Origin of the sequence: Cellulophaga sp. BC115SP (assembly GCF_009905545.1) — a bacterium.
Classification (GTDB): Bacteria; Bacteroidota; Bacteroidia; order Cytophagales; family Spirosomataceae; genus Flectobacillus; species Flectobacillus rivi.
Map to the genome: position 1 here is coordinate 22,821 of NZ_JAAALB010000039.1, position 26,404 is coordinate 49,224.

Below are 26,404 nucleotides of genomic sequence, written 5' to 3' on the forward strand. Positions count from 1 at the left end.
ATAAAAAATTATGATTAATTCTACTCAGTGGAAGCATCAGAGTCGGAGAATTTGTTTTCTGACTTTGGGGTTCATTTTTATGGTTTTTGCTAATACACTTGCCCAAAGTGTAAAAGGAAAAATCACTGATGACAAAGGTCAAGGTTTGCCCGGGGTCAACATTTTAGTGAAGGGCACTAGCGTCGGTACTACATCCGATGTCAATGGTGTGTATTCAGTGAATGCTGGTAAATCTGCGACATTGGTTATTACCTCAGTTGGGTTTATTTCCCAAGAAGTATCTGTGAATAATCGTTCTGTTGTTGACGTTGCACTTGCTACAGATGTCAAATCTCTCGAAGAGGTTGTTGTAGTAGGTTACGGTACGCAGAAAAAAGTGACTGTTACAGGTGCTGTTGTTGCAGTACAAGGTGAGAAAATTTTGAAATCACCAGCAGTGGATTTATCAAACTCATTGGCAGGTCGCTTGCCAGGCTTGGTTGTTGTCCAACAAAGTGGTGAGCCAGGAAACGATGGTGCAAGTATTTCGATTCGTGGTACAAACACCCTTGGTAACAGTAGTCCGCTTGTTGTAATCGATGGTATTCCTGATCGTGATGGTGGTTTGGGTCGTTTGAACCCACGTGACATCGAATCGATTTCGGTATTGAAAGATGCTTCGGCGGCAATTTATGGTGCTCGTGCTGCAAACGGTGCTATCTTGGTAACTACCAAAAGAGGTAAGTCTGGTAAACCAACAATTACTTATGACATGAACCTTGGTTGGGCTCAACCAACAAAAGTTCCTCAAATGTCAAGTGCTGTGGAGTATGCTAAAATCATGAATGAGCTTCCGATTTACAAAAACATTCCAGCAGGCGAGTGGGGTGCAGCATGGCAAAGTATCCAAAACACAGGTACTTACAAGTCTCCAACTGCAGGTGTTGGTACAATCAATGCGAATTATAGCCCAGATGCTGTGAAGAAATACGCTGATGGTTCAGACCCTTGGCGTTATCCAAATACTGACTGGTTTGGCGATGCATTCAAAACTTGGACGCCACAAACTCGTCATAACTTACAGTTATCGGGTGGTTCTGAAAATATGCGTTATATGGCTTCTTTGGGCTATGTTTCACAAGATGCGTACTACAAAAATTCAGCTACTAACTATCACCAATACAACTTCAGAACAAACCTTGATGCCAAAATCAATAAGTACATTAGTGCTAACTTGGGTATCATGGTGCGTCGTGAACAACGTAGATATCCTACTGAAAGTGCAGGTTCAATCTTCCGTATGTTGATGCGTGGTCGTCCGACTGAGCCAGAAGTTTGGCCAAATGGAATGCCAGGTCCAGATATTGAAAATGGTCAAAACCCTTATGTGATTACAACTAATGCTACAGGTTATGTAGATAACCCAACAGACTATGTGCAATCAAACGGTTCAGTAATCTTGACTAACCCTTGGGTAGATGGTTTGAAAGTAACTTTGTCAGGTGCTATCGATAAAAATAGCCAGACAAGTAAGACTTGGCAAACACCTTGGATGTTGTACTATTGGGACAAGCAAACCTATCAATCTGATGGTGTAACGCCTTTGTTAGTAGGAGCCATTCGCTCAAACTTTACTGATCCACGTTTAACTCAATCATACAGTAATGTTTTGAATACCAACTTGACTGCTATGATTAACTACGACAAGAAATTTGGTGCAGACCATAACTTGAGTTTCTTGGCTGGTGTAACTCGTGAGACATTCGATGGCGACAACTTCTTTGCTTACAGACGTAACTATATTTCTTCGGCGGTTGACCAATTGTTTGCAGGTGGTTCATTACAACAAAATACAGGTGGTAGTGCTTACAACCGTGCTCGTTTGGGTTACTATGGTCGTGTGCAGTATAACTACAAAGAGAGATATTTGTTAGAATATATCTGGCGTTATGATGGTTCTTATATATTCCCAGGTGCTCACCGTTTTGGTTTCTTCCCAGGGGTGTTAGTAGGTTGGAACATTTCTAACGAAGATTTCTTCAAAGTTAAAGGTATTGACAATTTGAAACTTCGTGCTTCTTATGGCCAAATGGGTAACGACCAAGTATTCTTCAACAATCAATTGCAAGAATATGCTTACTTGTCGACATTTGGCTTTGGACAGTACCCAATCAACAACCAAGTTGTAACAACCTTGAATGAGACGGTTTTAGCAAACCCTAACTTTACTTGGGAACGTGCCAATAACTATAACATAGGTATTGATGGTTCATTCTTAAACAACAAGATTAACCTAACATTGGAGTATTTCTACAACAGAAGAGATCAAATCTTGATTCAGAAAACAGGTTCAACACCAGCATCTTCAGGTATCAACTCTTTGTTGCCTCCAGTAAATGCAGGTATTGTTGACAACCGTGGTTTTGAATTCAATGTATCCTATAACGGAAAAGCATCAAAAGATTTGACTTTCAGAGCTTCTGTAAACGGAGGTTATGCTAAAAACAAGGTAGTGTTTATGGATGAAGTACCAGGAGCTCCTAGTTACCAGCTACAAGAAGGTAAGTCTATTGGTGGATATTTGGTGTATGAATATGATGGTGTATTTAAAAACACTGCTGATATTGATGCAAACAAATTAGACTACTCGGCAGTAACGTCAAAATTGATACCTGGCGATATGAAGTTTAAAGATGTAAACGGCGATGGTAAAATCAATGGTGATGACCAAGTAAGATTAGACCAAAATGCAACACCAACATTCAACTTTGGTGCTACTATTGATGTTCGTTACAAAGGCTTTGATGTAAGTGCACTCTTCCAAGGTGCTATGGGTGCTGCTATTCGTATTCAAACAGAATCGGGTGACATCGGTAACTATTTGAAATACTCTTATGATCACAGATGGTCAGTAGACAACCCAAGTAGTGTAGACCCACGTTTGGCAAGTAGAGGAGATACCTACTTTACTGGCGGTAACTACGGTAACAATACCTATTACCTATTTAGTAAAAACTATGTTCGTTTGAAGAACATCGAATTAGGCTATAATTTTCCAAGTAATATTACTGAGAAGTTAAAATTAGGAAGTTTGAGAGTTTATGTCAATGCATTGAATTTGTTGACAATTGACAAAAACAAAATCTTTGACCCAGAGGCGACTGCTCAAGGTGGTGTGTACTACCCACAATCACGTGTGATAAATGCAGGTTTGAGTCTAACCTTCTAAAAACGTAATTTAACATGAAGAAATTTAGTATAAAAGTAGGCTTATTCGCTGCTCTGATGGGGCTTACTTTATCTTGTGATCAAGAATTTTTGAATACCAAACCCTTAGATAAAATATCGAGTGCAGCAACATGGGCCGATGGACCACTTTCGGAAGCTTTTGTTTTTAATGTGTACTCTTTCTTAGGATATGGTGGTTTTGAAGAGCAAGCTTTAGCTGCTTACACCGATGAAGCGATGTTTACCCACGCTGGTCGTAATATTAATACTTTTACGGAAGGCACTGAAAGTCCAAACAACATTGCTTGGGTGAGTGACACCTACGGTTGGGATAAAATGTACTTGGCTATTCGTGAAGCAAACGTAGCACTTGAAAACCTTCCAACAGCTACTTTTACCAATGCTACATTGAAGGATCGTTTGATCGGTGAGTCATACTTCTTGCGTGCTTACTACTATCAGCAGTTGTTGCGTTTTTATGGTGGTGTTCCACTCATCAGCAAATCTTATGGTTTGAATGAAGACTACACTGTAGCTAGAAGTTCGTATGATGATTGCGTGAAGTTTATTGTGAGTGATTTGGATAATGCCATCAAACTTTTGGATGGAAAACCATCTACACCAGGACGTGCTACCAAGTTGTCAGCTATGGCATTAAAAGCACGTGTATTGTTGTATGCTGCGAGTGATTTACATGATGGCCCTACCGCTAAAGCAAAATCTCCAGTGTTAGCTACCTATCAAAATATTGATTTGTTGGCATATCCTTCTGGTGACCGTGCTGCTCGTTGGCAAGCGGCAAAAGCTGCTGCAAAAGCAGTTTTGGATGCTACTACTGGCTATAAAATGAATTTGACAGCACCAGTATCTGCTGAAGAAGGTAAAAATAACTACAATGCTATTGCAATGGGTGGTCAAAGTGCCGTAGCGGATCCTGCTGCTGCATCTGAATTGTTGTTCCAACGTACACATACAGCTTTGTATACACAGGAAGATAACTGGCCTTTGGGTGGTATTCACTATGGTATCAACAATGGTCCAAACGGTTATCACAACTGGGCAGGTAATACGCCAATCCAGCAATTGGTTGACGATTACGAAATGATGGACGGCACTAAATTTGATTGGAGTAATGCTACACATAAAGCAGCTCCATACGAAAACCGTGACCCTCGTTTCTATGCTTCGGTTTTATACGATGGTGCACCTTGGAAGCCTCGTCCTACTGACGTTAGTGCATTGGACCCTGCTAACCAAATCCAAACAGGTTATTATGATGATGGAAAAGGAGGATTATTAAATGGTATTGACACACGTGAATCAGCCGTAGAAAACTGGAACGGTAGCCGTACGCACTACTATACTCGTAAGTTTATTGATCCGAACCCAGCATTGGCAGATAACCAATCTTCTGCACAGGTGATTCCTTGGCCGTTTATTCGTTATACAGAAATGGCTTTGAGTTATGCTGAAGCAAGTCTCGAAACAGGCGATGAAGCGGAAGCGTTGAAATGGATTAACAAAATTCGTTTCCGTTCGGGTATGCCAGCTGTAAATGATAAAGGAACTGCTTTGCGTGATCGTTTGAGAAATGAAAGACGTATCGAGTTGTCTTATGAAGAGCATCGTTATCATGACGCACGTCGTTGGATGATTGCTGCTTCTACGGTAGGACGTGGCGTAAAATCTATCCACGTGGAGGCTAAACTTAAGTCAGGAATGACTGCTCCTGCTATCTATAAATACGATAAAAATCGTTACAATTATAGCTACTCAGTGGAGGATAATACGTCTAACGAAACGCGTACTTGGAACGATAAAATGTACTATCGTGCGTTGAGTCGTAACGAGGTATTACGTAATACCAAGTTGGTACAAAACCCTGGATATTCGAATTAATCCTATCCCTAATCCAAATATCAATTAGGCAGTCAGAAATGACTGCCTAATTTGGTTAAATCGTTTTACATCTCTGGAGATGCTTTACCACTAATTCAATGATTTATTTTACTTTATGATTTTATCAATATAAAATATACATATATTGTGCACTAATCAGTCAATATTAGAGTTGTACTACTAGGTAGAAGGCATTTGACTTTTCCTCTTTCAACGTAAATTTATAAAATATGAAACCTTCAATGAAAAGCTTAGGTGTATTCAACGGGATAGTTGCAGTTGCTTTAGTTGGCTTTTGTATAAGTTGTCAGTTTTTTCAAGAAAAAATTACTGAGCAAGACTACGCTACCCGCTGGTCGGATATGGCTTTGTATATTACCAAAAATACCCCTGGCAACTCGCCAACTTATGCTTCTAGATGTCTTGGTTATATTGGTCTTACCATGTACGAATCTGTGGTGCATAGCGACCAAACTTATGCCTCAATGGCAGGTCAGTTAGACAGTCTAAAAAGCTTACCGATGCCTCAGCCGAATCAGACCTATGATTGGCTTATTGCACTCAATGCATCTCAGGCGCATATCATCAAGGCGCTTTACAAACAAACATCTGATGTAAATAAAACAAAAATAGATTCACTCGAAAATGCTTTCCTAGAAGCACGCTCTGCTAATATCACTGACCCCGAAATTACAAAACGTTCTATTGCCTACGGACGTGCAGTAGCCGAAAAGATATTCGAATGGGCAAAAACAGATGGAGGCAACGAAGGCTATTTTAATAATTTTGATAAAAAAAGAGTCTATCCTCAAAAGCCAGGAGGATGGCAACCTCCACTTTATAGTCAATCGATTAGTCGTTCACCATTACATCCTGATTGGGGTAAAAACCGTACCTTTTTAATAGCAGATCATAAAATAGCAGCTCCTAAGCCCATTCCTTTTGACTCAGTACCTCAATCTGAATACTATCAGCAGTTTTTGGCAGTATATCGTCAAAGAAATGCTTTGACTCAGCAACAAAAAGAAGCGGCTGTATGGTGGGGAGATGATCCAGACGAAACATTTACACCACCAGGTCACTCTTATTATATTGCAACACTAGTGATTAAGAAAATCAATCCTCCGCTCATCAAATGTGCCGAAACGTATGCTCGTGTAGGTATGGGAGTTGCAGATGCTTTTGTTAATTGCTGGAAATGGAAATATCAGTTTTTTACAGAACGTCCCAATACCTTTATTCCAAAGTATATCGATAAGTTTTGGGAGTCATTTTGGCCAGATCCGCCATTTCCTGCTTTCCCATCAGGTCATGCTATTCAAGCGGCTGCAACAGCAACCGTTTTAGGCAATTTGTATGGCAACTCTATCACCATCACTGATGACTCACACGTAGGTCGAAAACCCGATGGACTACGAAATGTAGAATTTAAAGCTCGTACATTTAATGCACTTTGGGATGTTGCCAATGAAGTAGCCAACTCACGCTTTTACGGCGGTATTCATACACCAATGGACAATAATGCAGGCTTGCAAAAAGGAAAAGAAATTGGAGAAAATATTAATAGCCTTACATGGCAAAAAAGCCTCTATAAAAAGGAATAATGAAGCGGTAAGGATTCGCCTTGTTATTGCCTTCATAGGTAGTAAATCAAGGTGGAATACACCACTTCTAAGTCATTTTAAATATTAATGTTGAATTGTGAGTGATGGATTAATGGTGTAAGGTATTGATAATTAAAACTTACATCAGAAATTCGTAACTCATTATTCGGCACTAAAAACCTACAAGTATAAATACTAAAACATCTAACATAGCTCAAGTTTGACACCTACCACTAGTTATTAACCCAACGAGCTACTGTTATACTACTTGATATTTGAATGATACCTTTAGTCTCATTCATGATACTCACGTTGACCATACTTGGCACTCTACTTATTTTAAGGATTGATTATGTTTTGCAGTTATACGATTGCAAGGTGTTTCTTATGTAGTCTACTGGACGGATGTTATGTCTTTTCAGGGCTATTCTCTTTCATGTCTTTAAGCAAATTTCTATGATTAAACCTTTACTAAAATTAGGAATAGTGTTTCTTGCGAGCACTACAATTGTACAAGCGCAAAAAATGTTTACCGATGTTTCAAAACAAGCAGGTATCAATCACCAATTCGAAGTATTCGAAGGTTTTTTGGGTGGTGGTGCGTGTGTGTTAGACATCAACAACGATGGTTTTGATGATATTTTTATCGCTGGTGGTAAAGCCGATGATGTATTATATCTCAATAATCGGAACGGAACTTTTACCAATATCTATGCAAAATCAGGGCTTACCAAAACCCAAAAGTACTTAACACAAGGAGCAGTAGCAGCCGACGTAAACCGTGATGGATGGGTAGATTTATATATCACGACAATTACTTCGAAAGGGACAAAAAAAGTAATTCCGCGAGAAATCAATTTGCTTTTTTTGAATAATAAAAACAATACTTTCAGAGATGCTACCAAAGAATATGTGTTGGGTGAACTACACACTTTTAGTACAGGAGCCAATTTTGGCGATGTCAATGCCGATGGATATCCAGATTTATATGTAGGAAATTATTTCACCCAATATCCTGGCGATCTGAGTACCATCAACGCCTCGATGATCGTTGGTGCCAATCAAATAGGAGAGGGCAATTTATTGATTAATCAACAAGGAAAAGCTTTTAAAGATGAATACAAAAACTACGGACTTTCGCATAAAGGTTTTGGTTTCGGAGGTGTTTTTACCGATTACGACAACGATGGCGACCAAGATTTGATTGTCAACCATGATTTTGGGTATAAAAAGACCCCTAACTTGTTGCTGGACAACCAATATCCTATGAGTTATTTCAATGACGTAGCGCCTAAATTGGGAATGGACTTGAAAATTAATTCGATGGGAACTGCCATTGGCGATTATAACGATGACGGATTGTTGGATTACTTTTTTACTAATATTCGGTTTAATAAACTGATGATAAATAATGGTCCTGGAAAAGCTTTTTCTGACAAAACGGCTGAGGCTGGACTCAATACCATTACAATTAGTTGGGGCGCAAATTTTGCCGATTTTGACCACGATGGCGATTTAGATTTGTTTGTGGTAAACGGAGATTTAAATCCTAATTGCGTACCAATGGGGGATTTTTATTTCGAAAATAACAATGGCAAATATACCGATCTGGCTGGTCTCAAAGGCCTAAATGATTATGGTATTGGGCGTGGTTCTGTCATGTTTGATTATGACAACGATGGCGATTTGGATTTACTAGTGGTTAATCAAAAGCCTGTATTACCCAATTTCCCAACTGAGTCTGTTACCCATTTGTACCGAAACGATGGAGCAAAAGGAAATTGGATAAAAATTGCCTTGAAAGGTATTCAAGCCGAAACACACGGCTTGGGCTCAAAAGTAGAGATAGTCGTTAATGGCAAGCACCATATTCGTGAAATTGATGGAGGAGGCTCAAGTCATTTATCCCAAAATGCCACGTTTGCCCATTTCGGACTCGGAAACGCTACTCAGGTTGATGAAATCATTGTGCATTGGACGGGAGGCTATACGCAAGTGCTCAAAAATCAGAAGGCTAATCAATTAGTAGTCATAACCGAAGAAGAACATATAAATCCTTTAGTTTGGACCAAATTAGCCATAGGAGTAGTCATAATACTGGTGCTTTTAGGAGGATTTTTTATTTGGAAAAATGTGAGAAAGAAGAAATAGGCATTTTATGGATAAATGAATGAGCGATAAAGAAAGGGGGCATCCCTAATTTAGTGATTTAGCGATTGAATGAGTGATTAATTTAAAATTTATATTCTAGTTGTAGGGACGCAATGCATTGCGTCTCAAGCAGAGTCAGATATTACAAGCTAGTATTAAAACGTGAGTCATTCCGAATTTTAACTTCGGGTTATTGTCAAAAGTTTATCAAAAAAGGCGGTTGAAAAACTAATTTCAACCGCCATTCTTAATGATATACTTCAAAACAATACCTAATTAGACGCAAAGCATTGCGTCTCTACAAGTAAGATTCGGGATGACTCATATTTTACTATAAAATACTAATAACTACACGGTTGGCTCTGTAGGTTCTTCTGGATTAATTTCTTTCAGTACTTCACCCTCCTCTTCTTTTTTCCCTGTAAAAAATCGCCATATTGCAGACAATCCTGCTCCGACAGCCACAATCAACAATTTGCCAAACTTAAGAAGTGGTGCAAAAAACTTAGCCAAAACTCCTAAAATTCCCAATTTTGCTAAGACCTTCCCTGCTACCAATCCTCCTATACCAACAGCGGCAATCTTATCTGCGCTAGGATTAAAGTCTGCATATTTGTTTCCATCCGTAAACTCTACAATATCAAGTACTTTATTAATGTCTTTATTAACCAGCGGAAATTCAGCCATTCCAGCGACTGCATTGAGAACAAGTACTCCTTTTCGTCCTAAAATTCGGATATTATAATTTAAGGTATTTTCTGAGCCACCTTCAAACTTAAGTTCTTTAGCCCAATGCAAAATTTTACGATTTTTGTCATAAAAAGGTTTAGAAGCCCAACCTACAATTTGAATAGCAGGGTATCCTTCTTTTTTTCTTTCCTCATTTTCAGACTCCATGTCCTCTTTCATATCCTTTAAGAGGTCATCATAATTTATTTCGTCAGCGTCATCATCTTTTACATAACCCATTTCATCCCATTCAACTACAAACGCATAGGCATTCTCATCAGTGATTTTCATTTTTTCGGGTAAAATAATCCCATAAATCCCTTCGCTTGGTGGATTACCCCATAGTTCTGTCAGCACTTGATTGGATTGCTCAGGATTAATATACTTAAATCCAGCAGGAATTTTCAGTTTTGCCAAATTATTAGAGAGTGTAATAGTACCTGTTTGATACTTAATTGCAGTTTCAACTGAGTCAAGGTAGGCTTGTTGAGCTTTGAGTAGTTCAGCTTCTGTTAAAGGTTCTTTAGCTTTTTTTTGGGCAAAAGTATTTAGCCCTGTCAAGCACATCAGTGCGAGAAGTAGAAAAATTCTCTTCATAGGAAATTATAAAAGATTTAGTGAATTGTGATAATAGATTACAGAAGCGAGCTTTGGTGTCGAAAAATAGGTTAGAATTTAGTAAGGTGAAACTATCTTTCATTGAAGCATCTCAATTGTAAGTACCTGAAAATTAAGAATAAATTTTAATATTTTAAACTTTATTCAACAAAAAACAAATTGCCACAAATACATATTAATTATGCATCTGTGGCAATTTGTTTTTTAGGAAAAGTAAATTCAATACTAATCTCTTAGCGCTTTACTTAAATATTAGTATCGAATGATGAGCTGTGAATTTCGTAACACTTTGGACTCAACATTCATACTTAGTACAACACCCATGTATCTTTAGAGCCTCCACCTTGAGATGAGTTAACGACCAATGAGCCTTTGCGCAACGCCACACGAGTCAGTCCTCCTGGGATTACTTGTACACCATTTCCATAAAGGATATAAGGACGTAAATCCACGTGGCGACCTTCTGCGTGGTCATCGATCAAACATGGCACGCGCGACAACGAGATTGTTGGTTGAGCGATATAGTTTCTTGGGTTTTCCTTGATACGTTTTTTAAACAATTCTTGTTCTTCCTTCGTAGATTTCGGACCAATCAACATACCATAGCCACCCGCTTCGTTCGCTTCTTTGACAACTAACTTTTCAATATTTTCTAACACATATTTACAATCATCATCCTCTCCACAAATGTAGGTCTCCACATTTGGAATAATTGGCTCTTCTCCTAGGTAGTATTTAATGATTCGAGGCACATAGGCATAAATTACCTTATCGTCAGCTACACCTGTTCCTGGGGCATTGGCAAGCGCCACACGACCTGCTTTGTACACATCCATCAACCCTGGAATACCAATCAAAGAATGAGGATTAAAAGTTTGCGGGTCTAAGAACGTATCATCGATACGACGGTAAATTACATCCACAATCTGGAAACCCTTGGTTGTACGCATTTTTACATAACCATCGTGAACGACTAAGTCACGGGTATCAACTAGCTCCACGCCCATTTGTTGAGCCAAATACGAATGCTCGAAATACGCAGAGTTATAAATTCCTGGCGTAAGTACAACAATCGTTGGATTTGGGCGGTCGCTGATGTATTGTAACATTTGCAACAAGCGTGTTGGATAATCCGAAATAGGTTGCACGCGTGTTTTGCCAAGTACTTCAGGAAAAGTACGTTTTAATAGCTCACGGTTTTCGAGCATATAACTTACTCCCGAAGGACAGCGTAAGTTATCTTCCAAAACCATAAATTCACCATCGTCGCCACGAATCAAATCGGTACCAGTAATGTGAATCCAAATACCTTTGGGAGGTTTTAACCCGATACATGGCTTCAAAAAGTTTTTCGAAGACTCGATTAACTCACGAGGAACTACTCCATCATTTAGGATTTTTTGGTCGTTATAAATGTCGTCCAAAAACATGTTTAATGCTGTGATGCGCTGAACCAAACCTTTTTCAGTTTTTGCCCAGTCGTCGGCAGCTACTACCCTTGGAATAATATCCACGGGCATGATACGCTCAGTACCTTCGTTTTCAGAATACACGTTAAAAGTAATGCCCAAGGCCATCAACGAACGTTCAGCCGCTTGATGACGACGAAGAAATTCCTCTACGCCCAATTGCTCGGCACGCTCTTTGAAGGCTTCATATCCTATTCGTACATTTCCTTCTGCATCGAACATTTCATCGTAAAATCCTTCTGTATTGTAATTGTTGAAGCTAAAGTTCATAGGCTTTCTTTTAGTGTTTTGTTCAGAACGTAAAACCTAATTTATTAAAATTATATTTTGCTTCCAAATTGATTTACCAAACAATATTTTGAAAATAATAATTTTATAGTACTTTTTAAATGGGAGATTATAAATAAAAAAGAATCCCTTTTAAAAATAAGTATTTTTACTCACTATATTTTTTAGCGTATTTTTTTCTAAATTTTTTTACCATCTCAAAAAGCCTCCAAAACAGCTTTTACCATTCCATCTAAAGATTTATTATCAATCCATCGCACCACCATTACCAAGTCATGGTCTGGGTCGACATAAACCATGTTGGTGCCATTGCCCAAATGATAATACACGTTTGGCGAAGCACTCGGTAGCAATTTCTGATTTGTATTTAAAAACCAGTTCATATAACCATACGTTGGTTCGGCTGAGGTTGGCGTTAAGGCTTGTTTAATCCAATTTTCTGAAATAAGTTGTTGGTCTTTCCAACGACCTTTTCTCAAGCATAATAGACCAAATCTAGCCATATCATAAGCATTGATAAACATACCTCCGCCCCAATGTCCACCTCCACTCACTGATTGCACGGGCTGTCCGTCTAGTACAATCCAAGAATTGCGATAACCCGTCCAGCGCCAAGTATTCGAAGCACCAATTGGATCCATAATCATGGTTTTGAGTACTTGGGGTAAAGGTTTACGCCAAACGCCTGTAGCTGCCAAAGCCAAAGCATTTACCCGTACATCGTTGTACTCATACACTGAACCTGGCGTATTGCGTGGTCGGGTAGTCCATTCGGCAGGGTTAGCGCTTGGGCGATCTACCCACTCAGGCTTACCCCAAAGTGTTCCTTCCCAATCGCTCGTCTGACGCAACAAATGATCCCAAGTGATTTTACGATTGTGTGGCGTATCAAACGGTTTGAGCAATTCTGGTTTACCGTAGTCCTCGGCTGGTCGAGCAACTGGGTTTCCATAAACCTCAATCGGTGGCACATATTTATATACTGTATCATTGACAGAACCAATAAGCCCGTTGTCAACAGCCAAGCCAACGACGGTCGACAAAAAACTTTTGGTTACTGAGTGGGTCATGTCACAACGCAATGGTTCACCCCAAGTCGCCACGACATATCCTTTATGTATAATCACTCCTGTTGGTTCGCCCCTATCTGCAAAAGGTCCTATTCCGATACCATAAGGTTCTTTACCGAAGGTTTGGTAATGATTAACCTCCATGCTACGAGGATTCTTAATTTCGTGGGACTTAGCAAACTCTATTGCCGCTTGAATTTTGTCTGATTTTAAACCTACACTTTCTGGAGATTTTATTTGCCACTCTTTTGCCTCAGGATAATAAACCGTTGGCGTAACTGCAACAGATTTCTTTTGTGAAAAACCTAATAATGATTCACACAAGCAGGTAAGTATAAGTACTATTTTTTTCATAAGGTTTTTAGTTGGGATGAAAATGAGTTATTTCAGATAAGTAGCAACTCAATAGCCAAATTTACGCTACATCAATCGACAATTGTTCGAAGCAACAGAAAAAATTCGCTTATTCATTCAAGAAGAATAATTGTACCGAAAATGTTTGGGTCGCGCTTTGAGGAATATTAAGAAAGTCTTGATAGTTTTGCAGGCATAAAATAAAACAGATTAATTATGGCAACTTGGTATTTGGCCAAAATTCGTTACCAGAGAGAGGACGAGGCAGGCTCATTAAAAACCATCAACGAAGCGTATTTGATTGATGCAGTATCTTACACCGACGCAGAGGCTAGAGTTTTTGAGATTGTGGCCAGCAATACACCCGAATTTCAAATTACAAACCTTACAAAAATGAAACTAAGTGAGGTGTTTTTTGAAGACAACAATGCCGAAACTTGGTTTAAAGCAAAAGTGCAGTATATTTCTTTTGATGAGAAATCTCAAAAAGAGAAAAAAACGGCTCACATGATGCTAATCAATGCCAACGACCCAGGTGAAGTTTATACTTTACTAAAAAAGAATTTGGGCAACCTCAACGATTACCAGATTACTGATATTAATATTACAACGATCTTGGAAGTATGTCCTTATGAGCCAGAAAACGAAATGCTCAAAAAAGGCAATTTTCGTCCAGTAGCAGAGGTATTGGCGGAGCAAGAAGCTAATCAACAGTCCTAATACTTTGAGAAAATTCTGATAAAAGGGTACATACACAATCGCTGTTTTGTACCCTTTTTGCTATTTTTGAAAAGAAGTAACGTGCTTGCCAACGCCCTTAAATGAGGTGTAGTACAACAACTCTATTTCCTTGCGCTTTTAAATTTTACGATATGAACAATCAAGATATACTGGACATTCTCGAACTAACCGTCAAGTTATTGGAACTTCACGACGAGAATGAATTTAAAATAAAAAACCTCAGCTTTGCTGTGCGTGCATTGGACAAAGCTACTGAGGACTTTATCACGACTCCCATAGCACAGTTGGCGGCTATCCAAGGAGTTGGGAAAAGCACTGCCTCTAAAATCGAAGAAATTCGTACTACAGGACAACTTGCAGAGTTAAATGAGCTATTAAATAAAACTCCAGAAGGCATTTTGGAGATGTTCAAAATTAAAGGAATAGGTCCTAAAAAAGTGCGCATGATTTGGCAGGAATTGGGAATTACCGATACCCGTGAATTATTGCTAGCTTGTGAAAATGGTGAAGTAGCCAAACTCAAAGGTTTTGGGGACAAAATTCAAGAGAGTATTAAGCAATCTATTCTTTACAACCAGTCGAATTCGGGTAAATTAAGAATGGAAAAAGGACAAGAAATTGCCGATTTTATTCTCGATATTCTTGAGCCAGTTTTTGAACATGTCCAAATCGTAGGAGATATTCGTCGTAAAAATGAAGTGGTTGAGTCTATTCAATTGGTTGTGGGTCACGATCAACCTTGGGAGGTACAACAATTACTCAATGCTACTCCTACCCTACAACAAAATGAAAAAGATTCGTCGCCATTTACTTGGCGTGGCAATATAGAAGGCAAACTGATTCCTATCGAAGTGATTATTTGTCCTGAAAAACAATTTATTAATCAAAGTTTTATATTCAGTGCTTCGCCAAAACATTTAGCCAAGCATCATCTTTATCAGACCGTTCAAAATCAGTCTTTTGACTCCGAAGAGGATATTTATGCCAAAGTGGGCATTCCATATATCATCCCTGAAATGCGTGAAGGTGCATTTGAGTTTGATTGGATTCAAAAACATCATAACGACCAACTCGTAACTTGGGACTCGCTCAAAGGTATTTTGCACAATCACTCTACCTATTCAGATGGTAAAAATACTTTGGCTGAGATGGCCAATTATTGTCGTGAATTGGGCTTTGAGTATCTTGGCATTGCCGACCACTCCAAAACAGCGTCGTATGCACGTGGGCTCAACGAAGTCCGTGTGGCGGAACAACATGCCGAAATCGACCAGCTTAATGCACAATATACGCTAGGCGACAAACCTTTTAAAATTCTCAAAGGCATAGAATCCGATATTCTGGGAGATGGTTCTTTGGACTATGATGAGGAGGTTTTAAAAAGCTTTGATTATATCGTAGCATCGGTGCACCAAAACCTGAAAATGACTGAAGAAAAAGCCATGTATCGTTTGATAAAAGCCATAGAAAATCCTTATACAACGATTTTGGGGCACCCTACAGGACGATTGATATTATCAAGAGCAGGTTATCCTGTCGATCACTATAAACTAATCGATGCTTGTGCTGCCAATGGTGTTGTGATTGAAATCAATGCAAGCCCTTATCGTTTGGATTTGGACTGGCGATATATTCAATATGCTTTGGAGAAAAACGTTAAGTTGTCTATTAATCCAGATGCTCACGAAAAAGAAGGGTATTTTGATATGCACTTTGGTGTTGCCAACGCCCGCAAAGGTGGCTTGACAGCAGATATGACTTTTAATGCAATGAGTATATCCGAAATGGAAGCGTATTTGAGGGGTAGAAAAAAGTAAATGATTATGATATAAATATGAAAAGCGTTCGAAAATAGGTTTTCGAACGCTTTTTTTGATACCGTATTTCTCCTGATACCTCTTTAGACACAAAACATTGCGTCTCTACAATTAAAAATAATTACCCATTCGCTCACTAAATTTAGCCTTTACGAATTCAATAAATAAACGCCTTTACCATCAGCATGATAGCGACGGGCTAGTGCGGGGATTCTTTTAAACAGTTTAGGAACTAAATTCGCTTTGTCTATAATGACTTCTGGCGTATCTTTTTCAAAATTTCTCAAGATACTTATTACATTTTCGTAATTATCTAAATTCTCTAATTCATATTTTGCCAAGTTCCAGTTAAGGTAAGGCGTGGCAGCATAGTTATCCAAGTATTCCTCCATACCATTTCCCAACACTAATACTTTTTTACTCTTGAAAGGAAAAGCACTATTACGCTTGATTTTCAAATTATTTAGCTTTGCAAAAGATTCATCGCTATCGTTTGCCCCTTGGAAATAGAAAAAAATCATTACTGATAAACTACCCAAAAAGAGCATTTCGGCCATCCATGTTTTTTTGAAACTACTAAAAAAATTTGTTGCAAAAAATGCCAAAGCTGGCACAAAAATAATGAACTGCATTGGCGCCAAAAAGGGCATTAGTCCTATCGAAAGAAAACCTGTTAATCCCCAAAGCATCATCACTTGTTGACAACGAAGCTGAAAATTGACGAATCCTGTGGCATTAACCAATCTCAAAAAACCCAAAACAGCAAAAATAAATGGCAGAAACAACGTCGCCAATAACGTACGGAAGTCATTAAGATTATACTGGCGAATTTGGAATACAGATGAGATAAATATTTGGAAAAAATCATCGTAAGTACCATCCAAATAAAAGAATAGTCCAGTCAAAAATAAAGGGAACAAGAAACCAAATATAGCCAATGAATGCTGACGCAATGTAGCACCACTAAAGAACAATAATGAAGCAATTGCCCACAAAATAAAAACACCAGCAGGAGGATAAAACAATGTGGCCACCCCAATCAAAAAGCCAATTTCAAACACTTCATCGGTAGCCTCTAGTCGGTTAACTTGCTTAACAATTGTCCCGAAAGCTAGCAACAAAAAACTAGTGCCCATCAACACGGGTGATAGCGTAGCGCAGTCAATCGAGATATTTAAAAAGATTACATACATCAAACCAGGCAAATAGGTTCTTTTGGGGAAAATATCTCTATTGTTAATCACCACATTGAAATATATTACCTGAAAAGCAGCTACAAAAAAGGCTAGAAATTGATACGCAAATTGAGAACGACCAACAATACTATCAATTCCTGCATATACCATAGCAGAGAACGGCGCGGTATTATCCCAAATATCTGAGTACATTACAAAACCTTTATTGATTTGCTCGCCGACTAGCATCCACTGTAATTCAGGAATCAGTTCAGGCGAACCGTACAAGAATATATGAATACGAGATATGATTAGTAAAATCAATAAACTAAATATTTGATAGAGGGCATTCACCCTGAAAAAACTTAACATAACTGTTACTTTAATTAAAAGGTATTTTTCACGAAATTACGGTTAATCAAATTAAATTCCCGAAATTTGCATTAATATTACAATAGCACCCTCAGAAAATCGCTATGATAACCAGTGCTATTGGTTTATTTATTCATAGATGGCAATATATGCCGATTTGTAAAGACTAGCGGAAATGGATTCGAAAAGACAACAAAAATTTTCTCGTCAGATTCAAAAAGATTTGAGCGAGATTTTTCAAAAAGATATGCGTAGTGCTTTTGGTAATGCTTTCATCACGATCACCGATGTAAAAGTAACACCAGATTTGTCTATTGCCCGTATCTACTTGAGCTTCATGCTTGCCAACGATAAACAAGGTTTGATGCAGGAGATTCGTGAAAAAACGAAACAAATCAGGGGAGTTTTGGGACAACGTATCCGTCACCAAGCTCGTATTATTCCTGATTTGGAGTTCTTTTTGGATGATACCGCCGAATATGCTGCCAAAATGGATCGTTTAATTTCAAGCTTAGACATTCCACCTTTGAAAGAAGGAGAAGAAATTGAGGATTAATATTGGATTGCACCAATAGGAAGTGAAGAATTTAGGTTTGAAACGTAATCTCATTTACGTTTCATTTCCTTCACTTTTATACTCATTGCTTCTTATATATTTGTTTATCTTATCTCCAAGAGCTCCCTATCATGAATTTGCCTTTCTTTGTTGCGAAACGATATTTCATTGCTCGAAAAAAGACTTCCTTTATTTCCCTTATTTCTTGGATTTCAATGCTCGGCGTTTGCGTTGGTACAATGGCATTGGTGATTGTTTTATCGGTGTTTAATGGATTAGAAGCTTTCCAAAAAGGTCTTTTCCGAACTTTTGATGCAGAATTAAAAATCAGTGCTAAAAAAGGGAAAAACTTTCCATGTACTCCTGCCTTTCTTGCCAAAATTCAAGCGGTAGATGGTGTAAGCACTATTACACAAGTTATTCAAGAAAGTGCCCTCATTAGGTATAAAGAAGCCCAAATGGTAGTAACGTTAAAAGGTGTTGATGACAATTTTCTCAAACAACAACGCCTCAAATCGAGCATTATTGACGGTGAATTAAAATTGGGCGGTCAAGGTATCTCTTATGCAGTGGTTGGCTCTGGGGTAGCTTTTACACTAGGGGTTGATGTAGACGCATTTTATCCACTCGAAACATGGTATCCACGCAATAATCATAGTAAAACCATCGATTTTAATTCGACAGACGCATTTAATCGTTTAAACTTATTACCAACAGGTATTTTTGCCATCGAGCAAGAATATGACAATAATTTTGTGTTTGTGCCACTTAGTTTTGCCCAAGAGCTGTTCGAATATGGCAACCAACGTACTTCTCTAGAAATCCAAGTAAAAGACCCTAAACAGATCCCTCAAATCCAGAGTAAGATTCAGGATTTATTAGGAGAAAGTTTTGTCGTACAAAACCAAGACGAGCAACACGCCAGTCTATTACGTGCTATCAAAATCGAAAAACTTTTTGTATTTCTTACTCTGTCATTTATCATAGGAATTGCCAGCTTTAATATCTTTTTCTCACTTTCAATGTTGGCTATTGAGAAAAAACCAGATGTTAAAACCCTTCGTGCTATGGGCGCATCAAAAAGTGTAATTAAGCGAATTTTCTTATATGAAGGTGCTATTGTGGCGTTTAGTGGTGCTTTGGTAGGCTTGATTTTAGGTTTTACCATTTGTTGGCTTCAGAAAGTATATGGTTTTGTTTCAATGGGAATCGTAGGTTCTTTAGTAGATGCCTATCCTGTAGAAATGCGCTTCAATGATTTCTTTTTTACCGCAGTTGTCGTAATTATCATGACCCTTGTAGCATCGTACTTCCCTGCCAAGCGTGCAGTGAAGTTTTAATTACCTTATGGCTAGATATTAAAACATAAGTCATCCAGAATTTTAGCATAAAGGTTATTATCCAACTTTTTATGAAAAAAGCGGTCGGAAAAACAATTTCCGACCGCTTTTTTGATACGAGATACAACTCGGCTTTAGACGCAATCATTGCGTCTCTACAGCTAAAATATAGACTTTAAAATAATCGCTAACTCAATCAACACTCACTCATTGAAAACTATATTTCTCTAATCAAGGCCAATAACTCCTCAGCTGATAATTTACCACTTCCTTCAGTACCTTCAAGCAAACTATCTGCCAAATCCCTTTTCGTTTCATGAAGTTTCAATATTTTGGACTCAACGGTATCTTCTGTAACCAACCTATATACCGTTACTGGGCGTTGCTGACCAATACGGTGCGCACGGTCGGTTGCTTGGTCTTCTACGGCAGGATTCCACCACGGATCGAGGTGAATCACATAATCGGCTGCTGTCAAATTTAGCCCTACTCCACCAGCTTTTAAACTAATCAAAAATACATCGCCAGTTCCCTTCTGGAAAGCATCAATGCTCTCTTGTCGTTTGTTGGCAGGCGTACTGCCATCTAAGTATTGATAAGCAATGCCATTTTCTGTGAGATATTGTTTGATAATCTCTAGGTGTTTTACAAACTGGCTAAAGACTAATGCTCTATGATTATTTTCACGAAGTTCTTCGAGTATTTCAACAAAAGCTTCGAGCTTCGAACTACCAATTGGTACGTCTTCATTGACTAATTTTGGATTACAACACGCCAATCTGAGTTTTGTCAATTCGGCAAGAATCTTAAATCGTTTATCCTGACCTTCTTCTTCACTGGTTAATCTTTCAAGAGCCGACTGTCTCAAAGACTCATAAAATGAGCGTTCCTCAACAGACATTTCGATATTCAATACAATTTCTGTTTTGGCAGGAAGATCATCTAACACCTGATTTTTACGTCTTCTGAGGATAAAAGGTTTTACGACTTTCTGTAACGCCTTTTGGGCATCTTTATCTTGGTATCTTTCAATTGGATTTGAGAATTTCTCTTGAAAACTATCATGGCTTCCCAATAGGCTTGGATTAAGGAATCTGAACAAATTCCAGAGTTCGCCCAAATGATTTTCGACAGGTGTACCTGTTGTTGCAATCTTAAAATCACCGTCCAATGCCATAACAACTTTTGAGCGCTTAGTGGCTTTATTTTTGATAGCCTGCGCTTCGTCGAGCAAAATAGTCGCAAATTTCTTTTTCGTAAAAAGCGCTTCTTCACTTTGCAATAAGCCATAGCTTGTAATTACAATATCAAATGTACCTGCATTTTCAAGCATTTCTGCTCTATTGCTTGCCGTTGCGAAGGTCAGTACATTGAGTGTTGGTGCAAACTTTAGCGCTTCGGACTCCCAATTTCGACAAACACTTACGGGTGCTATCACCAGTGCTGGTCCGAGTTCGGCGCGCTTGAGTAACAATGCCAAAGATTGTACCGTTTTACCCAAACCCATATCATCCGCCAAACACGCCCCTACTCCCCATTCAGACAAGCGAGCGAGCCATTGATAACCCTCTAACTGATAAGGTCTTAGTTGAGCCTCAAACGTTTTGGGCACTTCATAGGTTGTGTCACGAATTTTCTTGATACGCTTCAAATTTTCAAGCCAAGCTTTATCGGCTTTGAAACTATCTAAATCATTCGATAAATCTTCGACAGTTTCTGACAAAAGCATATTACCGCGCATTTTGTTGTCCAATATACGGTTCATCAACTGTAATTGTTTACGAAGCTTTTCGGTAATAGCAATAAATTGCCCTTCTGATAATTCTATAAAATTGGCATTCGTATCGAGTTTTTCCAAAATATCTCGAAGCGACAGCACCAACTTATCATCTAATTTTGCCTCGCCAGATACCTCAAACCAATCGGTTTGGCTTTTGAGCTTAAGCGATAAATTTTGGGTATTAATTTCTCCTAAATAATTCATTTTCTGACCTTTTGGCCATTCTATGACTAATTTACCTTGTTTGAATGGTTCAGCCATTTCTTGTAAGATAGTCAAACAATCATTAGGCGAATCAACTGTCCATTGGTTATTCCCACTTTCAAACATTCCCAATGTTGGGCATTGTTCTATTATAGCCTCATAATTTTTGCGTTCTTTCTTCAGATTTCGCTTGAGTTGTACTCGAACATCATCAACCGTAGAAACGAGGGTTTCGGAACCCTTGCCTACAGGCAAAAACATGGCTTTTTTACTAGAAGGTTTGATAAAAAACTCTATTAAAAACCCATCATTTTGTGGATTAATCAGGGCATATATCCTATCATCGGCATCCAAAATAGGTAATGATTCAAACTGTTCTTCTAAATCACTTTGAATGACCACTTTTTTAGAAATCAACTCCAATGATTTCAATAGTTCAGTCTTCGCTTCGATAGGAACTTCCAAATTATTATTCCCGAACGCATTCTTAATGGCCACATGCGCAGGTGTTATTTCGACAAGTTTATAATGATTAGGCGTTTGCTTAATCAGCCTTATACCAGAACCCTCTATTTTCTCATCAAATTTTACCGTTAGCTTGGATTTCGTACTTTTTACTTGAAGTATCACCTCGCCTTTGGATAGCGTAAATGGAATCATCTCAGCACCTTTTTGTAGATACAAATGAGGATGATCACAGAGTAACTTGTAAGCTTCGGAGGAATTAATTACGTATTGGCTAGAATTATATCTCCAATCATTATAGCTATTTTGAACGCTAATGCTCTTTTGAATAACCAATTTATCCTGTTCGGTCAAATAATCTAACTCGTCATTGTACAATCTCTTGAGTGCCACTTTTCTTCCTACCGACCAAGTACCATTTTTTTGTAATTTTTGTTCAATTGGCCAAACTTCATCAAAGTGTAAATCTATCCCCCAAGCCAGACGTACGTTTGATTTTTCATTAGTACTTGTAACTCCACCAATTGAATCTGCTACTTTTTGTAAGAGTAACAATGCCCGTTGCCAGTCCTCTTGCTCTGCCAAAAGATTACCCAAAATTGTGGTACCTATCTGTTCTTTTAAGAACGTTAATCTTTCTTCATTAGCTTGTGTATGTTTTTCTTCTTCTCTTTTCGCAATGGCATTTAACACTTCGGCCTCAATCACTATATAATTATTGGAAGTCAGGTATGGTAGGGCTTCTGCCAAACTATAGGACAAACTAGCATTTTTAAAGAGAGCATTGATAATACTTAAACCAAAATAGCTAAAAATACTTGGTGGGAGCGTGTTGGTAAGTTTTGACTTAGAAGATTGAATAAAATAACCGTAAAAGTAAATAATCAATTCAAAGACAATAGAATGGACGTTACTTTTCTGGTGAAAAGCATAATAATCTTCGTAGAACGTTATAAATTTAGATTTATCGACTTTTGCCAACGACAGTACATATCCGAAAAGTGAAAAGGTATTTGAATATCCTTTCTTTTTATTGTTTTCTTTTCTCCAAAGCTTAATCGACTTTTCGTACAGTTCAATCGCACGCGTATATTCTCCTTTCATTACTTCCGAGAAGGCATGCAATGCTAATATGTCGGAGTAACTATTATTTTCTTCAACAATTGCACTAAACTCCTGCCATTCTGCTCTAAAAAAATGATAGTAGGCTTTGTACAAATCTATTAACTGACTGTCGACATTAAAGTCATTCAAGCCTGAAATAAACTGGCTTAAATCTTTTCCTATATTTAGGTAATACAGAAAAGCGTATTCGACACATTGAATTTGCTGACCAGCAATGTAGCCTCCAAGTAAATTGGTAATATCTAATCCCGAACCAATTGCGTCTTGAAATAAGTTTATACGAGAATAGCTTACATAAACATCTTTCTGACTCTTGACACTAAACTGACTAAAATCACCAGTATAAATAGCAACTCTAAACTCATTCAAATCGTTAAAATAAAGTCTATTATCAGTCATAAACCGACTATTAGCCTTTGTCAACTGTTGGATACTTTCCAGATAAGGACTTTTGATAAGTTCTTCAAATATATAGGTAGAAATCTCATCTGAAAGAGCTATTTCTGCTCCAAAATAGGTTCTTAAAAAACCTGTTTTCTTCAAGTCATCGATACATCTTTTGGTCTTTTGTTGTGTAAAATCCTTTCTATTCTCATCTTTGATTTGATATACATCAAATAATTTATATACTACCCCAATTGGTATGAATTTATTGAGATAGGAAAGCACCAACAGGATTTTTTTCTCTGCTTGCTCCAGCTCCTGATACTTCAATTTCAACTCTTCTGCACTAGCACTTGTCATATTTATTCCTCTAATGATTCTTGAAACGCTAAAAGTCTAAAGTTAGTTACTTTCTGAATAATACTAAACATGATAGGTTTATTCCATCTACTCTACCTATTAAAAAGTTTCTTTTTCTTAAAAGCTCGTATTTATTGAAAATAATTAATACATGATAACGAAAAAGGGATTGAGCAAGCTCAATCCCTTTTTCGTTATCATGTATTGCTAATTACACATTCTGCAACTCACCTTCCAACTTCGACACCACACAAGTTGCCACTGCATTACCAGCAACCGAAGTTGCTGAACGTCCCATATCTAAGAATGGGTCTACGCCTAGAATGAGCGCAATACCTTCGGTAGGTAAATCAAACATGGCTAACGTTCCTGCGATTACGACTAATGAGGCACGTGGTACGCCTGCGATACCTTTTGAGGTAATCATCAACGTTAAAAGCATCGTAATTTGTTGTTCTAATGACAATGGTACACCATACGCCTGAGCGATAAAGCCTGTAGCAAAGGTCATATACATCATTGAACCATCGAGGTTAAAGCTATAACCTAATGGCAATACAAACCCGATGATACGCTGCGAACACCCAAAACGTTCCAAAGCTGCAATAGTTTGTGGAAATGATGCTTCAGAACTAGCAGTACTAAATGATAAAAATAGCGCATCTTTTACTTCGGCCAATAATTTCCAATATGGAATTTTCATAACCAAACAAATAGCCCAAAGTACTACGAATATGAAGAAAAGTAATCCTCCAAAGAAACAAAGCAATAGGTAAGCATAGCTCACCAAAATTCCTAACCCTTTGCTAGCAACTACGGCAGTCATAGCACCCAATACGCCAAACGGAGCAAGCTCCATGACATAACTTACTACTTTGAATACTGCTTCGGCTAAAGAATCAATGGCTTTGATGATAATCTTACCTTTATCACCAATCGAACCAAGTGCAATACCAAAAAAGATAGAGAATACTACAATCTGAAGAATTTCATTTTCGGCTAATGCCTTAAACAAACTATCAGGAAAGATATGTAAGATAAAGTCTTCCATCGACTTCATTTTGCTACCAGTAATACCCGTATCTGTACCTGCTTGCGGACGAGGCCACTGTTGCACTTCGCCAGGACGGGTTACATTTACAACCACCATCCCCACGATTAACGATAAAATAGTAGCAAAGTAAAAATATAATAGGGTCTTGATACCAATACGACCTACCACTTTGAAATCCCCTAATTTGGCAATCCCTACTACCAATGTACAAAATACCAACGGCCCAACAATCATCTTGATGAGCTTAAGGAATACCTTACTGAGGATTTGAAATTTTGATGAAATGGCCGCAGCCGCCTCTGGACTCATACTCACATTCAGAAACTGTCCGATGGCTACACCAATCACAAAACCCAATAGAATTTTTGTCGTAATGTTTAATTTCATTTGATAAATGTTTAGTCTGTAATACGAAGTTTTCTTCCGATTAGAGCTTGTTTAAATTTTATAAATCATTAAAAGAGAAAAAGTTTATATCTATGAAATCCTATTGTTTGAGCCGAAGGCGAGTTTAGGATTTCTTGACTTTCTTTTGTTACTTTTCTTGTGTCAAGACAAGAAAAGTAAGGTGTGGCGAAAGGAAATTTAGTTTTTTCAAAAATGTCAAATAAAATTTTCAAACCTTCTCTTAGTGGATTTTGAATTAACGAAATAAAGCAAAAAATCCACCCTTTGCAAATAGAGTGGATTCTGTTTTAGGATTTTGAGTAACAAATCTACGTATTGAAGTATCTTCTGTAAATTGGTTTTCTGTACAAAAATTGAAGATATAAAACTGGATAAATCAAAAAGTCCAAAATTATATTTGGTGTTTTATATTTTATATCATCAATTATATAGGTCTGCTCATTTTCTCTAACAATTCGATGTTTGTGCAGCCAAGTACTCAAAAAAAATGGCAACCTACTTCCCTTATCTACAAAATAGTATTCTCCGTCCGCTTTTTGATGCTCAATAATATCTGATTCCCAATTTTGTTTAAAAAAGATAAAATCTAACTCTATTCCAACTTTATCGCCAGTCAAACATCCGTCAAATCGTAATACTCGAAAGGGTGGAAATGGAGGAGCCAAAGCCTTGAAAAGCTTTTCATCAAAACCATCCCACACTTCTTGGATACTTTTTTCAACTGAGGTCTTCAGAAAAATATTCATATAGTTCAAAAGCAAGCTTAGGTATTCTTTGCTTTTCCTTAATAACTCTCTTTCCACTTAAAAGTTTGAACAAAGGTTGGTCATCTTTCACTAAACATATTTTAGTGTTTCATTCCCTTACTAGTTTTTTGGCAACAACTTGGAAGTTTGCTATGTGCCTCCTCATTTTTTTGTACATCGTCGGCGTCGTAACCTGTTTCTGTAATCACTTTTTTAAGTGCTTCAACATTGGTTTTCTTTGGGTTAAAAGTCACCGAAACGACTTTATCATCCAAATTCAGATTCACATCTTTAACGCCCTTCGTAAATGCCAAACGTTTTTCGATACGCTCTTTGCACATTTCACAAATAGCCGATGTTTTGATTTTTACCGTCGATGGATTATCTGCAAAGGATAAAAATGTGGTGAGTATCAATACCCACATAATTGCTAGCTTTTTCATGTTGATGTTTATTAGAAGTTTAAAATAACAATTAAAAACGATGAG

16 protein-coding genes are annotated in these 26,404 nt (G+C 37.9%); 8 read left to right on the forward strand and 8 right to left on the reverse strand.

Annotated features, from left to right (window positions below; all coding sequences use genetic code 11):
- Positions 1–10 precede the first annotated feature (10 nt).
- The 4 genes from GVN22_RS21190 (at position 11) to GVN22_RS21205 (ending at position 8,861) form a co-directional block, all read left to right on the forward strand.
- Positions 11–3,208 carry a TonB-dependent receptor gene (locus GVN22_RS21190; protein ID WP_166553011.1) on the forward strand — a complete coding sequence of 1,066 codons (3,198 nt, stop codon included), beginning with the start codon at positions 11–13 and terminating at the stop codon, positions 3,206–3,208.
- 14 nt (positions 3,209–3,222) lie between these two features.
- The gene (locus tag GVN22_RS21195; protein WP_166553012.1) at positions 3,223–5,106 is read left to right on the forward strand and encodes a RagB/SusD family nutrient uptake outer membrane protein; all 1,884 of its coding nucleotides are present in this window, start codon (positions 3,223–3,225) and stop codon (positions 5,104–5,106) included.
- Positions 5,107–5,336: 230 nt separating this feature from the next.
- Positions 5,337–6,710 (forward strand): vanadium-dependent haloperoxidase, encoded by a 1,374-nt coding sequence (locus GVN22_RS21200; RefSeq protein ID WP_205690987.1) that lies wholly within the window; start codon positions 5,337–5,339, stop codon positions 6,708–6,710.
- A gap of 456 nt (positions 6,711–7,166) precedes the next feature.
- Entirely contained in the window at positions 7,167–8,861 is a 1,695-nt protein-coding gene (locus tag GVN22_RS21205; RefSeq protein WP_166553013.1) for an FG-GAP-like repeat-containing protein, read from the forward strand.
- Between the two features lie 348 nt (positions 8,862–9,209).
- On the opposite strand, the gene GVN22_RS21210 is transcribed toward GVN22_RS21205, so the two are convergent.
- The 3 genes from GVN22_RS21210 to GVN22_RS21220 form a co-directional block, all read right to left on the reverse strand.
- The gene (locus GVN22_RS21210; protein ID WP_166553014.1) at positions 9,210–10,187 is read right to left on the reverse strand and encodes a DUF2167 domain-containing protein; all 978 of its coding nucleotides are present in this window, start codon (positions 10,185–10,187) and stop codon (positions 9,210–9,212) included.
- 329 nt (positions 10,188–10,516) lie between these two features.
- On the reverse strand, positions 10,517–11,947 hold the full coding sequence (locus tag GVN22_RS21215; RefSeq protein WP_095166547.1) for a circularly permuted type 2 ATP-grasp protein: 1,431 nt from the start codon (positions 11,945–11,947) through the stop codon (positions 10,517–10,519).
- Positions 11,948–12,162: 215 nt separating this feature from the next.
- Entirely contained in the window at positions 12,163–13,389 is a 1,227-nt protein-coding gene (locus GVN22_RS21220) for a serine hydrolase (protein ID WP_166553015.1), read from the reverse strand.
- A gap of 216 nt (positions 13,390–13,605) precedes the next feature.
- On the opposite strand from GVN22_RS21220, the gene GVN22_RS21225 reads away from it, so the two are divergent.
- Together GVN22_RS21225 and GVN22_RS21230 are read left to right on the forward strand one after the other, a co-directional pair.
- A complete protein-coding gene (locus GVN22_RS21225; protein WP_166553016.1) occupies positions 13,606–14,109 on the forward strand; it encodes a DUF4494 domain-containing protein in 504 nt (167 codons plus the stop codon).
- 152 nt (positions 14,110–14,261) lie between these two features.
- Positions 14,262–15,947 carry a PHP domain-containing protein gene (locus GVN22_RS21230; RefSeq protein ID WP_166553017.1) on the forward strand — a complete coding sequence of 562 codons (1,686 nt, stop codon included), beginning with the start codon at positions 14,262–14,264 and terminating at the stop codon, positions 15,945–15,947.
- A gap of 149 nt (positions 15,948–16,096) precedes the next feature.
- Here the strand turns inward: GVN22_RS21230 and GVN22_RS21235 are convergent, their stop codons facing one another.
- Positions 16,097–17,446: a hypothetical protein gene (locus tag GVN22_RS21235; protein ID WP_205690988.1), complete on the reverse strand. Its 1,350-nt coding sequence runs from the start codon at positions 17,444–17,446 to the stop codon at positions 16,097–16,099.
- Positions 17,447–17,669: 223 nt separating this feature from the next.
- Here GVN22_RS21235 and rbfA point away from each other — a divergent pair, with 223 nt between their 5' ends.
- Both rbfA and GVN22_RS21245 read left to right on the forward strand, forming a co-directional pair.
- Entirely contained in the window at positions 17,670–18,050 is a 381-nt protein-coding gene (rbfA, locus tag GVN22_RS21240) for a 30S ribosome-binding factor RbfA (RefSeq protein WP_166553019.1), read from the forward strand.
- A 131-nt stretch (positions 18,051–18,181) separates the two neighbouring features.
- On the forward strand, positions 18,182–19,390 hold the full coding sequence (locus GVN22_RS21245; protein WP_166553020.1) for an ABC transporter permease: 1,209 nt from the start codon (positions 18,182–18,184) through the stop codon (positions 19,388–19,390).
- A gap of 217 nt (positions 19,391–19,607) precedes the next feature.
- Here the strand turns inward: GVN22_RS21245 and GVN22_RS21250 are convergent, their stop codons facing one another.
- From GVN22_RS21250 to GVN22_RS21265, 4 genes are all read right to left on the reverse strand, one after another.
- Entirely contained in the window at positions 19,608–23,708 is a 4,101-nt protein-coding gene (locus GVN22_RS21250; protein WP_166553021.1) for a DEAD/DEAH box helicase, read from the reverse strand.
- A 211-nt stretch (positions 23,709–23,919) separates the two neighbouring features.
- Positions 23,920–25,149, reverse strand: a complete 1,230-nt coding sequence (locus GVN22_RS21255) for a dicarboxylate/amino acid:cation symporter (protein WP_166553022.1) — start codon at positions 25,147–25,149, stop codon at positions 23,920–23,922.
- 329 nt (positions 25,150–25,478) lie between these two features.
- Complete coding sequence (locus GVN22_RS21260; protein WP_166553023.1) at positions 25,479–25,916, reverse strand: hypothetical protein; 438 nt, start codon at positions 25,914–25,916, stop codon at positions 25,479–25,481.
- Between the two features lie 101 nt (positions 25,917–26,017).
- Complete coding sequence (locus tag GVN22_RS21265) at positions 26,018–26,359, reverse strand: heavy-metal-associated domain-containing protein (protein ID WP_166553024.1); 342 nt, start codon at positions 26,357–26,359, stop codon at positions 26,018–26,020.
- Between the last annotated feature and the right edge of the window lie 45 nt (positions 26,360–26,404).

Coding starts and splice junctions, on each gene's coding strand:
- GVN22_RS21210 (WP_166553014.1), bottom strand. CDS start 10,187: ATGAAGAGAATTTTTCTACTTCTCGCACTGATGTGCTTGACAGGGCTA.
- GVN22_RS21200 (WP_205690987.1), top strand. CDS start 5,337: ATGAAACCTTCAATGAAAAGCTTAGGTGTATTCAACGGGATAGTTGCA.
- rbfA (WP_166553019.1), top strand. CDS start 17,670: ATGGATTCGAAAAGACAACAAAAATTTTCTCGTCAGATTCAAAAAGAT.
- GVN22_RS21250 (WP_166553021.1), bottom strand. CDS start 23,708: ATGACAAGTGCTAGTGCAGAAGAGTTGAAATTGAAGTATCAGGAGCTG.
- GVN22_RS21225 (WP_166553016.1), top strand. CDS start 13,606: ATGGCAACTTGGTATTTGGCCAAAATTCGTTACCAGAGAGAGGACGAG.
- GVN22_RS21215 (WP_095166547.1), bottom strand. CDS start 11,947: ATGAACTTTAGCTTCAACAATTACAATACAGAAGGATTTTACGATGAA.
- GVN22_RS21220 (WP_166553015.1), bottom strand. CDS start 13,389: ATGAAAAAAATAGTACTTATACTTACCTGCTTGTGTGAATCATTATTA.
- GVN22_RS21265 (WP_166553024.1), bottom strand. CDS start 26,359: ATGAAAAAGCTAGCAATTATGTGGGTATTGATACTCACCACATTTTTA.
- GVN22_RS21245 (WP_166553020.1), top strand. CDS start 18,182: ATGAATTTGCCTTTCTTTGTTGCGAAACGATATTTCATTGCTCGAAAA.
- GVN22_RS21260 (WP_166553023.1), bottom strand. CDS start 25,916: ATGAATATTTTTCTGAAGACCTCAGTTGAAAAAAGTATCCAAGAAGTG.
- GVN22_RS21205 (WP_166553013.1), top strand. CDS start 7,167: ATGATTAAACCTTTACTAAAATTAGGAATAGTGTTTCTTGCGAGCACT.
- GVN22_RS21255 (WP_166553022.1), bottom strand. CDS start 25,149: ATGAAATTAAACATTACGACAAAAATTCTATTGGGTTTTGTGATTGGT.
- GVN22_RS21190 (WP_166553011.1), top strand. CDS start 11: ATGATTAATTCTACTCAGTGGAAGCATCAGAGTCGGAGAATTTGTTTT.
- GVN22_RS21195 (WP_166553012.1), top strand. CDS start 3,223: ATGAAGAAATTTAGTATAAAAGTAGGCTTATTCGCTGCTCTGATGGGG.
- GVN22_RS21230 (WP_166553017.1), top strand. CDS start 14,262: ATGAACAATCAAGATATACTGGACATTCTCGAACTAACCGTCAAGTTA.